We start from the raw sequence: 13,200 nt of genomic DNA, 5'->3' as shown, positions 1-13,200 counted from the left end.
GTGTCCTGAGCGCCGGGCCCGCAGGGGGCGCGGGATAGCCTCTCGGTGATGGCTGAGCGCACCGCCCCGAGACCCGACCCCGACCCGACCCCCCAGCAGGTACGCCGCGCCCTCGCGCGCGCCGAGCGCGGGGCGGCGCTCGACGTCGAGGAGGCGTCGGTGCTGCTGGCCGCCACCGGCGCCGACCTCGACCGGCTCTGCGCGGCCGCCGCCACCGTGCGCGACGCCGGGCTGCTCGCCGCGGGGCGCCCGGGCGTGGTCACCTACTCGCCCAAGGTCTTCATCCCGGTCACGACGATGTGCCGCGACCGGTGCCACTACTGCACCTTCGTGGAGAGCCCGGGCCACCTCCAGCGCGAGGGCCGACCGCTCTACCTCTCCCCCGACGAGATCCTCGACCTGGCCCGCCGCGGGGCCGAGCTGGGCTGCCTCGAGGCGCTCTTCACCCTCGGCGACCGCCCCGAGGAGCGCTGGCCCGAGGCGCGGCAGTGGCTCGACGAGCAGGGCTACGACTCGACCCTGGCCTACGTGCGCGCGATGGCCGTGCGGGTGCTGGAGGAGACCGGGCTGCTGCCCCACCTCAACCCCGGGGTGATGAGCTGGGAGGAGATGAACCGGCTCAAGCCGGTCAGCCCCTCGATGGGCATGATGCTCGAGACCACCTCGCGACGGCTCTTCGAGACCCGCGGGCTGGCCCACTTCGGCTCCCCCGACAAGGACCCCGCCGTGCGGATGCGGGTGCTCGAGGACGCCGGTCGTCTCTCCATCCCCTTCACCACCGGGCTGCTCGTCGGCATCGGCGAGACCCTGCGCGAGCGCGCCGAGACGGTCTTCGCCCTGCGCGGGGTGGCCAAGGCCTACGGCCACGTGCAGGAGGTGATCGTGCAGAACTTCCGCGCCAAGCCCGACACCGCCATGCGCCACCGCGACGACCTGGGCCTGGAGGAGTACCGCGCCGCGATCGCGGTCACCCGCCTGGTGATGGGCCCGCGCATGCGCGTGCAGGCCCCGCCCAACCTGGTCGACGCCTCCGCGGGCTCCGCGGAGTGCCGCGCCCTGCTCGACGCCGGCATCGACGACTGGGGCGGGGTCAGCCCGCTCACCCCCGACCACGTCAACCCCGAGCGGCCGTGGCCGACCCTCGAGCGGCTGAGGGCCCACACCGCGGCGGCCGGCCTCGAGCTGGCGCCCCGGCTCACCGTGCACCCCGAGCACGTCCGGGCCGGTCTCGGCGGCGGCAGCCCGTGGCTCGACCCGCGGGTCAGCGCCCACGTCGCCGCGCTCGCGGTGCCCGACGGGCCCGCGGCCGGTCTGGCGCGGGTCGGCGTACGACCGGAGGGGCGGGTGTGGCAGGAGCCCGACGGCGGGGCCGCCTCGCTCACCACCAGCACCGGGCGCACCGACCTGCACGCCAGCATCGACACCGAGGGCCGCAGCGAGGACCGCCGCTCCGACTTCGCCGGGGTCTACGGCGACTGGGACTCGGTGCGCGACGCGGCCGGGTCGACGTCGCTGATCGACGGCGCTCCCGCGGTGCTCCACGCCGAGGGGGCCGCCGCGCTGCGGGCCGCGGAGGCCGACCCCGGCGGGCTCGCCGACGAGCACGCGCTCACCCTCATGACCGCCGAGGGCCCGCTGCTGGAGCAGGTGTGCCGCCTGGCCGACGACCTGCGCCGCGAGGTCGTCGGCGACACCGTCACCTACGTCGTCAACCGCAACATCAACTTCACCAACGTCTGCTACGTCGGCTGCCGCTTCTGCGCCTTCGCCCAGCGGCGCACCGACGCCGACGCCTACTCGCTGTCCCTCGACGAGGTCGCCGACCGGGCCGCGGAGGCCTGGGACCTCGGCGCGACCGAGGTCTGCATGCAGGGCGGCATCGACCCCGAGCTGCCCGCCTCGGCCTACGTCGAGCTGGTGGGGGCCGTGCGGCGTCGCGTGCCGCAGATGCACGTGCACGCCTTCTCCCCGATGGAGGTGCTCAACGGCACCGCCCGCACGGGCCTGTCGACCGAGGACTTCCTCATCAAGGCGCGCGAGGCCGGCCTGGGGTCGCTGCCGGGCACGGCCGCGGAGATCCTCGACGACGACGTGCGCTGGGTGCTCACCAAGGGCAAGCTGCCCACCTCCACCTGGATCGACATCGTCTCCACCGCCCACCGCGTGGGCGTGCCGACGACCTCGACGATGATGTACGGCCACGTCGACAACCCGCGGCACTGGGTCAACCACCTGCGCGTGCTGAGCCGGGTGCAGGACACCGCGCGCGAGCACGGCGCCGCGGAGTTCACCGAGTTCGTGCCGCTGCCCTTCGTGCACACGAGCGCACCGATCTACCTCGCCGGCGTCGCCCGCCCCGGCCCCACGCTGCGCGACAACCTCGCCGTGCACGCGATGGCGCGGATCCTGCTGCACGGGCGCATCGACAACATCCAGACCTCCTGGGTCAAGCTCGGCGTCGAGGGCACCCGCGCGATGCTGCGCGCGGGCGCCAACGACCTGGGCGGGACCCTGATGGAGGAGACGATCTCGCGCATGGCCGGCTCCGAGCACGGCTCGGCCAAGACGGTCGCCGAGCTGGTGGAGATCGGCGCGGGCATCGACCGGCCCGTGACCGAGCGCACGACCCTGTACGCCGCCCGCTGACCCCGCCCGCGGGTCCGGCCGCGGACCGGGCACGATGACCCATGCGCGTTTCGTGGACCAACGCCCTCATCGCCGGCGGGTCGGCCCTGCTCGGGGCCCTCGCCCTCATCGTGCTGACCCACGTGGTCGCGCGCCTGGTGCAGCGACGCTGGCCGCCCGGGGAGCGGCTCTTCCGCCAGGCCCGGGTCCCCTACCGGGTGCTCGTGCTGGTCATCGCGCTCAACGGCTGGGTGGCCGGCGTGCGGCGCCGCGGCGACGACGAGGTGTGGTGGCACGCCGCGGTCCTGGCGGGGCGGACCCTGTGGATCATCGCCGCGGCCTGGCTGGTCACCGTGGTGCTGCTCTTCCTCCAGGACCTCGGCCTGGGCCGCGCCCGCACCGACGTGCGCGACAACCGGGCCGCGCGCCGCGTCCGCACGCAGGTGCTCATCCTGCGCCGTCTCACCGTGGCCCTCATGGTGGTGGTCGCCCTCGGCGCGATCCTGCTCAGCTTCCCGGGGGTCCGCACCATCGGCGCGAGCGTCCTGGCCTCGGCCGGCCTCATCTCGGTGGTCGCCGCGCTGGCCGCGCAGTCCACGCTGGCCAACGTCTTCGCCGGCATCCAGCTGGCCTTCAGCGACGCGATCCGCATCGACGACGTCGTGATCGTGGAGGAGGAGTGGGGCTGGATCGAGGAGATCACCCTCAGCTACGTCGTCGTCCGGCTCTGGGACGACCGTCGCATGGTGCTGCCCTCGACGTACTTCACCACCACCCCCTTCCAGAACTGGACGCGCCGCAACTCCGAGCTGCTGGGCGCCGTGGAGCTCGACCTCGACTGGCGCGTCGACACCGCCCGGATGCGCGAGGCCCTGCCGGGGGTCATGGCCTCGGCCGGCGAGCTGTGGGACGGGCGCGTCTCGCTGCTGCAGGTCACCGACGCCGTCGCCGGCTTCGTGCGGGTGCGGGTGCTGGTCACCGCCGTCGACGCCGGCACGCTCTTCGACCTGCGCTGCCACGTGCGCGAGCAGCTGGTGGCCTGGCTGCGCGACCACGACCCGGCCGGCCTGCCCCGCACGCGCCTCGAGGTCGAGCGGGACTGAGCCGGGCGCGGGCGCCCGGGTGCAGACGCGCCGACGGGCGGGACCCCGGGAGGGTCCCGCCCGTCGGCGGTGGTGCGGGTGGGGCGGGGCCGCTACCCGCGTCCGCTGGAGGAACGCACCCGGCGCGAGACCGAGTCGATCGCGACCGCCAGCAGCAGGACCGCACCGGTGACCATGAAGCGCACCGAGGAGTCGACGTTCATCAGGTTCAGGCCGCTCTGGATGGCCTGGAGCACGATGATGCCGAGCAGCGCGGAGTACGCCGACCCGCGGCCGCCGAAGAGGCTGGTGCCGCCGATCACCGCGGCCGCGATCGCGGTCAGGTTGGTGTCGGTGGTGCCGCTGCTCTGCGAGACCGAGGTGAGCTGACCGGCCAGCAGGATGCCGCCCAGGGCTGCGAAGGTCGACGTCGCGGCGAAGACCGAGAAGTAGATCCGGCCCACCTTGATGCCGGCGCGGCGGGCCGCCTCCTCGTTGCCGCCCACGGCGTAGACGTGGCGACCCCACGTGGTCTTGCGCAGCATGAGGTCCATGACGACCACCAGGGCCACGAAGAGCACGAACAGGTAGCCCCAGCCGCGGTCGATGCCGAGGTAGTAGGTCAGGAAGCCCAGGCCGCCCGCGAGGAGCACCGCCTTGATGCCGACCATGGTGAGGTTGGGCGGGGTCAGCCCGGCCGCCTTGCGCCGGCGCACCATCAGCAGCTGCGAGCCGACGTAGGCCAGCACGACCACCGCGAGCAGCACGTAGGCCGCACCGTCGCTGAGGAAGCGCTCGCGGGCGAACTGCCGCAGGCCCGAGTCGGTGGGCAGCACGATGGTGCCCTGGTCGCCCAGCACGTAGAGCAGCGCTCCCTGGAAGCCGAGCAGGCCGGCGAGGGAGAACACGAAGCTGGGCACGCCGAGCCGGGTGTAGAGCAGGGCGTAGACCGAGCCGATCAGGGTGCCGATGAGGATGCCGGCGATCATGCCGACGACCAGCGACTGGCTCTTGTTGGCCACCAGGACCGCCATGGAGGCGGCCGCGAAGCCCGAGACCGAGCCGACCGAGAGGTCGATCTCCCCGAGCAGCAGCACCAGCACGATGCCCAGCGCGATGACGCCGACCGGTGCGGCGAAGAGCGTGATGTTGACCAGGCTCTTCGACGACAGGAACGTCGGCTCCTGGGAGTAGAAGACCAGCGAGATGACGATGAGCCCGATGACCACGGGCAGCATGCCGAGCTCACCGCCCTTGAGCCGGTTCCAGACCGCGCGGGCCTGGCCGCCGAGACCCTGGCTCTGGATGAGCCGCTCGTCGGCGATGTCGGCGGCGACGGCCGACTGCGTCTCGTCGGTCGTGGCGCTCACTGGCCCGCTCCCTCGGTGGTGTCGGTGGTGCCGGCGCGCCGGCTGGCGCGCGCGGCGACCACGTTGTCGGAGGCGCCGGTGATGGCCGCGACCAGCTGCTCGGTCGTGGTCTCCTCGGTGCGGAACTCCGCGGCGTTGCGGCCCAGGCGCATGACCACGATGCGGTCGGCAACGGCCTGGACGTCGGCCATGTTGTGGCTGATGAGGATGACCCCGAGCCCGGTCTCGCGCAGCCGCTCGACGAGGTTCAGGACCTCCGCGGTCTGCGCGACACCGAGGGCCGCGGTGGGCTCGTCGAGCATGACGAGCTTGGGGTTGCCCACGAGGCTGCGGGCGATCGCCACCGTCTGGCGCTGACCGCCCGACAGCCCCGCGATGGGGATGCGGACCGAGGGGATCTTGGCGGAGAGGGTGCGCAGCAGGCGCCACGCCTCCTTCTCCATCGTGACCTCGTCGAGCACCGGCCCGAGCAGGCGCTCCTGGCCCAGGAACAGGTTCGCGACGACGTCGAGGTTGTCGCACAGGGCCAGGTCCTGGAAGACCGTCGCGATGCCCAGCGCCTGGGCGTCGGACGGGCCACCGACCGAGATCTTGCGGCCCGCGAAGGTGATGTCACCCTCGTCGGGCTGGTAGACCCCCGAGATGACCTTGACCAGGGTCGACTTGCCCGCACCGTTGTCGCCCACGAGGGCGACGACCTCGCCGGCTGCCACCTCGAGGTGCACGTCGGTGAGGGCCTGCACGGCCCCGAACCTCTTGTTGATGCCGGTCAGGGACAGGACGGTCTGTCCCGTGACCGGCTTCTCCGTCGTCGTGGCGCTCATCAGGAGATGCCAGCCTCCGAGCACGCAGCGGCGTAGTCGCCGGTGCAGATGTCGGCGGCGGAGTAGAAGCCGTCGGCGATGACGGTGTCGGCGACGTTGTCGGCCGTCACGACGATCGGGTCGAAGATGTAGGACGTGACGCCCTCGTAGTCGCTCTGGTCGATGCCGGTCTCGCTGGTCGACGCGGGCTCCTCGCCCTGGGCCAGGGCCACGGCCACCTCGGCGGCCGTCTCGGCCTCGATCGGGATGGGCTTGTAGATCGTCATCTCCTGCTCACCGGCGAGGATGCGCTGGATCGCGGCGACCTCGGCGTCCTGACCCGTGATCGGGGGCAGCTCGTCGGAGGAGACACCGGCGCCGGTCAGGGCCGCGACCACGCCGCCGGCCTGGCCGTCGTTGGCGGCGTAGACGCCCTGGATGTCGCTGGGGTCGTACTTGCTCAGCTGGTCGGTCGTCCACTGCTGGGCGTTCTCGGGGCTCCAGTCGGGGTTGTCGTACTCCTCGGCGATGGTGACGCCGCTGGAGTCGAGCACGCTGTGGGCACCGGCCTTGAACTGCGCGGCGTTGGGGTCGCTGGGCGCACCGTTGAGCATGAGGATGTTGCCGGTGTCGCCGACGGCCTCGACGAGGGCCTCGGCCTGCATCTGGCCGACGGTCTCGTTGTCGAAGGACATGTAGTAGTCGGCGCCGTCGATGAAGCGGTCGTAGGCGATGACCGGCACGTCCTGGCCCTGGGCCTCCTGGACCATGCCGGTGGCGCCGGCGCCGTTGACCGGGTCGAGCACGACGACGGACGCGCCGGCGGTCAGCGCGCTGGTGAGTTGCTGGGCCTGCTTGGCCTCGTCCTGGTCGGCGTTGTAGTAGTCGACCTCGCAGTCCGAGCACAGCTCGGCGACCGCGGCCTCGAAGAGCGGCTTGTCGAAGGCCTCGTAGCGGGTGGTCTTGGACTCCGGGAGGAGCAGGGCGATGGTGCCGCCGGAGGCGCTGTCGCCGCCGCCGTCGGAGCCGCTCTCGGCGTCGTTGGCGCCGCAGGCGGTGAGGCCGGCGGTGCCGATGGCGAGCACAGCACCGAAGGCTGCGAGGCGGTGCAGGGGTGTGGACATGGTTCTCCCTCGACTGGGGCGGGCACGCCGCCGGGTTGACTGGGTCGAGTGTCAGCCGTCACAGACTTGTCGTCAAGTAGTGAACGCAAAGATGGTCATAACTCGTTACTCGCGCGTTGATCATTCACGTCTTGACCGCAACCTGTGACCCGAGGCACAGTTCCGCCCATGACCAGACAGCGCCTCGACGCCGCCCCCGGGTCGACGTCGACGCTGCGCACCGCCAACCAGCACCGCGTGCTCGACGTCCTGCGGGGGCTCGGCGTCGTCGACCCCGCGGTGGCCGGCGAGGACGTCGACGCCCTGCCCGCGGAGTACACGCAGGCCGAGCTCGCCCGCACCACCGGGCTGGCCCCGGCCACGGTGTCCAACATCCTGCGCGACCTGTCCTCGGCCGGGCTCGTCGCCATCGCGCCCGGCAGCGGCCGGCGCGGGTCCTCGGTGAGGCTCGCCGAGACCGCCGGCGTCGTCGCCGGCGTCGACTTCGGCCACAGCCACGTCGCCGTCGCCGTCGGGGACCTCGCCGGCCGGCTCCTCCACGAGGAGCGCCGCCCCCTCCACTCCGGGCTCGACCACCGCGCCGCCCTCACCTGCGCCCACGACATGCTCCGCGGCATGCTCCCGGCCGGGCCGACCCTGCGCACCGTCGGGCTGGGCCTGCCGGCCCCCGTCACCGCCGACGTCGTGCAGTCCTCCGCGATCCTGCCGTCATGGGTCGGGGTCAACGCCCGCACCGCCGCCGAGCAGGTCTTCGGCGCCACCGCCCTGGTCGAGAACGACGCCAACCTGGGCGCGCTCGCCGAGCACCGCCGCGGCGTGGGCCGCGGTCACCGCAGCTCGGTCTTCGTGAAGATCTCCTCCGGCGTGGGCGCCGGCGTCGTCATCCGCAACGAGCTCTTCCGCGGGGCCCACGGCAGCGCCGGGGAGATCGGTCACCTGACCCTCGACGAGCAGGGCCCGCTGTGCCGCTGCGGCAGCCGCGGCTGTCTGGAGGCCTACACCTCCATCGGCACGGTGCAGTCGATGATGGGCGGTCAGCTGCCCGGCGCGGTCATCGAGGAGATCGTCGACGCAGCCCTCGCCGGCAACGTCGCCGCCCAGCGCGCCTTCGAGGACGTCGGGCTCCACCTGGGCTGGGGGCTGGCCAGCATCGTCAACCTGCTCGACCCCGACATCGTGGTCGTCGGCGGCGACATGGCCCGCGCAGGCGAGCTCGTGCTCGAGCCCGCCCGGGTCGGCCTGCGCCGCCACGCCCTCGACGCGGCCGCACTGACGCCCGTGCTGGCCAGCGAGCTCGGCAACCGCGCCAGCCTCGTGGGTGCCGTCATCGTGGCCGCCGAGCGCACCGAGCTGATCGCGCCCGCCTGAGCCGTCGTGAGGTCGGCCCCGCGTCGGGCCCGGGGTCCCTTCGGGTGACCTGACCACGCCGTGGGGCGGCCTACGGTGGGGCCATGACCGAGAGCACTCCTGACCCGACGACCGACGCCGAGACCTACGGCGACTACTCCGTCGACGACGAGGACCAGCCCACCAACATGGACGACCTCGGCGACCCCGACGTCGCCGACGAGCTCGACCGCGGCTACTCCCCGCCGGAGAAGTACTCGGCCGCCCAGGGCTTCGGCAACACCCCCTACGAGGAGGCCACCGGCGAGACCCTCGACCAGCGCGTCGCCCAGGAGGTGCCGGAGACCGACCCCTACGAGCAGGCCGAGAAGGCCGACGCCGATCCCGACGTGCGCCTCGACCAGCTCGACGACGGCGAGGTCGGCGACGAGCGCGCGGGCCGCCTGGTCGACCCCGACCAGGGCCTCGGCGAGGACGTCGACCAGGAGCTCGTGGGCGACGACGTCGGCATCGACGGCGCCGCGGCCTCGGCCGAGGAGGCCGCCGTGCACGTCGTGCCCGACGACTCCGACCCCGACACCTTCAACGCCTGACCGACGAGCGGCCGCCAGGCCGCCCCGCGCGACGGGCGCAGGACGCAGGAAGCCAGACGCAGAAGAGGCCCCCGGCTGCTGCCGGGGGCCTCTTCGCACGTAGTGAACCGCTGGCGTCTCGGGTCACCAGCGGCTCGAGAAGAACGTTAGGCGCTCGCGGGGGCGCTGTCAGCCGCTGCGGGGCGAAATGGCCCGGTCGGGCCATGCGCCATGGCCCGGGGAGCGGCGTACACCTGGCACGTGCGGGTCAGGCGGGGGTCGCCGGTCACGGGCACCGGACGACGGTGTCCCTGCGGTCCGCGCGGCAGTCGTCCGTGCCGGATCCGCCGTCGATCCGGTCGATGCCGCGCTTGCCGACCACCACGTCCGCTCCGGGGCCCCCTCCGAGCCTCTCGGCCGAGCCGGTGCCGAGGAGGAAGTCGTCCCCCGCGCCTCCGCGGACCAGGCGCGGCCCCCCGAGGAGCACGTCGTCGTGGGGACTCATCAGCACGGCCTCGACGTCGTCCACCACGACCTCCTCGCGCCCCAGGACGAACTCGGAGTACAGCCGGGAGCGCTGGAGCTGGAAGGGGTGGGCGTAGACGAGGGCACCGCGACCCAACGGGCTGAGGTCCACCCTGTCCCGCCCCGGACCACCGGCGACCTCGCCACCGCGCAGGCGGACGACGGCGTCGTCACCTGCCCCCAGCACGACGGCCTGCGTCGTGACCACCACCTCGTCGTCGAACCGCGTCATGTGCAGGACCGACGGCGGGTCGTCGCGCTCGGGGAAGCTCGCCAGCAGGTCCGTGCCCCAGCCCGTCGCGACGCCACGGGGGACGTCGACCCTCACTGCCCGCGGGGCGCCGGCCCAGCTGACCGCTCCGTACCCGGCCACGACGTCGTCCCCTCCCCGGGGCACCAGGGTGGACCGGCCGTCGGAGGCCAGCACGTTGTCCTCCCCGTCACCGGCCAGTCGACCCAGCTGCGCGAAGGAGGTGAGGTTCTCGACGTGGTCGAGCTCGTCCTCGCCGTCGGCGCCCCGTGAGGAGCCCGCGGCGAGGTCGACCTCGATACGCCGTACGGTGTAGCGGCCCGGCAACACGACGCCGTAGGCGGCGGTGTCCTCACCCTCACCTCCCCGGAGGCGGTCGTCCCCGGCCGCGCCGTCGAGCGCGTCGTCCCCGGCGCCGCCCGCGAGGAGCTCGTCGCCCGGCGAGCCGACCAGGACGTCGTCGTGGACACTGCCGAGAACCTCCTCGATCTCGAAGACGTGGGTCGTGCCGTCGGCCTCGGCCGCGAACTCGCGCAGCCGCACCCCAGCGCGACGGCCGCTGGTCGCGAAGCTGAGCCGGTCACGACCCGGGCCGCCACGCACCGTGTCGTGCCCCGGACCGGCGAGCACGACATCGTCGCCCGCGCCGGCGCACACCACGTCGTCTCCCGCGGTGCCCCGCAGCACGTCGTCGCCTCCGGTGCCGGCGACGGTGCACGCGGGCACGGGCTGCCACGAGACGATGCTCAACGAGGGGCTGACCGGCAGCTCCGGCCAGGCCCAGTCCTGAGCCGTGCTGACGTCCACCACCCGCGCCGAGCCCGGTTCGCTGCCGAAGGCCACGAGCCACCGCCCCGACGGTGACCAGAAGACGGTGTCGAGCTCGCCGGGGAGGTCGAGCCGCCGGGGCTCCTCGGCCGTGGGGTCGACCAGGTAGGTGCCCTCGGCGTTGTCCACCACGAGCAGGTCCCCGTCGGGTGACCAGCTGAGTGTGCGGGCGGCGAGATCGTAGGCGGCCTCGGGGCCGGGGCCGGGCCGGGTGTCGACGATCCGCACCGACGGCGCGGCCCCTGCGGCCCCGTGGGCGGTCGCGAGGAGGCCGGCGCGCGAGAGCGTCACGACCGAGGCGTCGACCTCGACGCCGGTCCGCGACACCGGCTCCGGCGCCGACGCGGAGCCGACTTCGTGCCGGTCGACCGTGACCACCCCATCCACGACCCGCACGATGAGCAGGTGGTCAGGGTCCTCCCAGACGATGCCCTGCCCGTAGCGATCGCGCAGCGGGACCGGGTGGGTCTCGAGCGAAACCGGGTCGAGCACCACCTGACGCTCCCGCTCGGGGCCGCCGGCGTCGAGCACGAGGTAGCGCCCGTCGGGCGACCAGTTGCGCAGTGCCGCCCGGTAGGGGCCCACGCCCACGTCGATCTGGCGGCGGTCACCGGGTCGGGTGACCGTGGCGAGGCTGATCTCGGTGTCGCCGGTGCTCACCAGCAGACCCTCTTCCTCCGTCCACGGTTGCGCCGCGGTGTCCGGCTCCGACACCGCGACCGGGTCGGTCGGGTCGGTCGGGTCGCTCGAGGAGGCGGGCGGGACGAGCGCCCCGGTCAGGAGCAGGACCGCCGCGCCCAGGGACGCGATCCATCCGGCAGCACGGTGCGGCCTCGCGACCACGACCCTCACTCCCACTCGATGGTGCCCGGGGGCTTCGAGGTGATGTCGACCGTGACCCGGTTGACCTCCTCGACCTCGTTGGTGATGCGGGTGGAGATCCGCTCCATGACCTCGTACGGCAGGCGCGCCCAGTCGGCCGTCATGGCGTCCTCGGAGGTGACCGGCCGCAGCACGACCGGGTGGCCGTAGGTGCGGCCGTCGCCCTGGACGCCGACGGAGCGCACGTCGGCGAGCAGCACGACGGGCATCTGCCAGATGTCGCGGTCGAGGCCGGCGGCGGTCATCTCCTCGCGGGCGATGGCGTCGGCCTGGCGCAGCAGGTCGAGGCGGGCGCGGGTGACCTCGCCGATGATGCGGATGCCCAGGCCGGGCCCGGGGAAGGGCTGGCGCCATACGATCTCGGGGGGCAGGCCGAGCTGCTCGCCGACCAGGCGCACCTCGTCCTTGAACAGCGTGCGCAGTGGCTCCACGAGCTCGAACTCGAGGTCGTCGGGCAGTCCGCCCACGTTGTGGTGGCTCTTGATGTTGGAGGCACCGGCGCCCCCGCCGGACTCCACGACGTCGGGGTAGAGCGTGCCCTGCACGAGGAAGGCGACGGTCTCGCCGGTCTCCTTCACCGCCTCGCCCAGCACCTCGGCCTCGGCGGCCTCGAAGACGCGGATGAACTCGCGGCCGATGACCTTGCGCTTCTCCTCGGGGTCGGTGACGCCGGCGAGGGCGTCGAGGAAGCGCTGCTCGGCGTCGACGACCTTGAGGTCGACGCCGGTGGCGGCGACGAAGTCGCGCTCGACCTGCTCGGTCTCACCCTGGCGCATGAGGCCGTGGTCGACGTAGACGCAGGTCAGCCGGTCGCCGATCGCGCGCTGCACGATCGCGGCGGCCACGGCGGAGTCGACGCCGCCGGAGAGCCCGCAGATCGCGTGGCCGCGCTCGCCGATCTGCGCGCGGATCGACTCGATCTGCTCCTCGACGATGTTGACCATGGTCCAGGTCTGGCGGCAGCCGGCGATGTCGACGAGGAAGTGCTCGAGCACCTGCTGGCCGTGCTCGGTGTGGAGCACCTCCGGGTGCCACTGCACGCCGGCGAAGCCGGCGTCGACGTTCTCGAAGGCCGCCACGGGCGTCGTGGCCGTGGAGGCCAGCACCGAGAAGCCCGCGGGGGCGGCGGTGACGGAGTCGCCGTGCGACATCCACACGGTGTGCTCGGCGGGCACGTCGGCCAGCAGCGTGCCGGGCTCGGCGACCGAGACGGCCGTGCGGCCGTACTCCCGCGCGCCGGTGCGCGCGACCTCGCCGCCCAGGCCGGAGGCCATCAGCTGGAAGCCGTAGCACATCCCGAAGACCGGGACGCCGGCCTCGAACAGCGAGGCGTCGATGCTCGGCGCACCCTCGGCGTAGACCGAGGAGGGACCGCCGGAGAGGATGATCGCCTTCGGCCGGCGCGCGAGCATCTCGGCCACCGGCACGTGGTGCGGCACGATCTCGGAGTAGACCCGCGCCTCGCGGACGCGGCGGGCGATCAGCTGGGCGTACTGCGCGCCGAAGTCGACCACCAGCACGAGGTCGTGGTCGGGCAGCCCGGGCGTCTCGTCACTCATGGACCCAGCCTATCGAGGCCCGGCACCGTGCCGTCGCGCCGGTCTCGGCCCCGGACGAGCGTGCGCAGGAGGGGGAAATGCACCAGGGCCCGGCCGGGGAGGGAGGGTTGGCCGGGCCCTGATCGTCCACGCCTCTGTGGGACAGCGCCTGGACCACTGACCCGGCCTTGGGAGGGAGCATGACTGCCGGGTCTGCTCACCTCAACGAGCCCCCCGAGGCCGGGTTACGGGGC

General features: G+C 73.3%; 9 protein-coding genes. 4 read left to right on the top strand and 5 right to left on the bottom strand.

Annotation, left to right across the window (positions count from 1 at the left end):
- Positions 1-48: 48 nt before the first annotated feature.
- On the top strand, positions 49-2,646 hold the full coding sequence (locus ASF50_RS05010) for a bifunctional FO biosynthesis protein CofGH (RefSeq protein ID WP_056904242.1): 2,598 nt from the start codon (positions 49-51) through the stop codon (positions 2,644-2,646).
- Between the two features lie 41 nt (positions 2,647-2,687).
- A complete protein-coding gene (locus tag ASF50_RS05005) occupies positions 2,688-3,728 on the top strand; it encodes a mechanosensitive ion channel family protein (protein WP_056863831.1) in 1,041 nt (346 codons plus the stop codon).
- Positions 3,729-3,820: 92 nt separating this feature from the next.
- On the opposite strand, the gene ASF50_RS05000 is transcribed toward ASF50_RS05005, so the two are convergent.
- From ASF50_RS05000 to ASF50_RS04990, 3 genes are read right to left on the bottom strand one after another with little or no spacing between them, the layout of a single operon-like run.
- Positions 3,821-5,077, bottom strand: coding sequence for a sugar ABC transporter permease (locus ASF50_RS05000; protein ID WP_056863830.1), 1,257 nt, complete (start codon positions 5,075-5,077; stop codon positions 3,821-3,823).
- The gene (locus tag ASF50_RS04995) at positions 5,074-5,901 is read right to left on the bottom strand and encodes an ATP-binding cassette domain-containing protein (RefSeq protein ID WP_056863829.1); all 828 of its coding nucleotides are present in this window, start codon (positions 5,899-5,901) and stop codon (positions 5,074-5,076) included. Before ASF50_RS04995 ends, ASF50_RS05000 begins: the two co-directional genes overlap by 4 nt.
- Positions 5,901-7,004 (bottom strand): substrate-binding domain-containing protein, encoded by a 1,104-nt coding sequence (locus ASF50_RS04990; RefSeq protein WP_056863828.1) that lies wholly within the window; start codon positions 7,002-7,004, stop codon positions 5,901-5,903. Before ASF50_RS04990 ends, ASF50_RS04995 begins: the two co-directional genes overlap by 1 nt.
- 168 nt (positions 7,005-7,172) lie before the next feature.
- On the opposite strand from ASF50_RS04990, the gene ASF50_RS04985 reads away from it, so the two are divergent.
- Positions 7,173-8,372 carry an ROK family transcriptional regulator gene (locus ASF50_RS04985; RefSeq protein ID WP_056863827.1) on the top strand — a complete coding sequence of 400 codons (1,200 nt, stop codon included), beginning with the start codon at positions 7,173-7,175 and terminating at the stop codon, positions 8,370-8,372.
- An 83-nt stretch (positions 8,373-8,455) separates the two neighbouring features.
- A complete protein-coding gene (locus tag ASF50_RS04980) occupies positions 8,456-8,944 on the top strand; it encodes a DUF5709 domain-containing protein (RefSeq protein ID WP_056903667.1) in 489 nt (162 codons plus the stop codon).
- 265 nt (positions 8,945-9,209) lie between these two features.
- Here ASF50_RS04980 and ASF50_RS04975 read toward each other — a convergent pair whose 3' ends face one another.
- Complete coding sequence (locus ASF50_RS04975; protein WP_156718104.1) at positions 9,210-11,186, bottom strand: calcium-binding protein; 1,977 nt, start codon at positions 11,184-11,186, stop codon at positions 9,210-9,212.
- 188 nt (positions 11,187-11,374) lie between these two features.
- On the bottom strand, positions 11,375-12,967 hold the full coding sequence (guaA, locus tag ASF50_RS04970; RefSeq protein WP_056903665.1) for a glutamine-hydrolyzing GMP synthase: 1,593 nt from the start codon (positions 12,965-12,967) through the stop codon (positions 11,375-11,377).
- Positions 12,968-13,200: the final 233 nt, after the last annotated feature.

The organism is Nocardioides sp. Leaf307, assembly GCF_001423135.1.
Classification (GTDB): domain Bacteria; phylum Actinomycetota; class Actinomycetes; order Propionibacteriales; family Nocardioidaceae; genus Nocardioides; species Nocardioides kribbensis.
The sequence above is the reverse complement of the archived record's forward strand: the minus strand, read 5'-3'. Positions and strand labels throughout refer to the sequence as shown.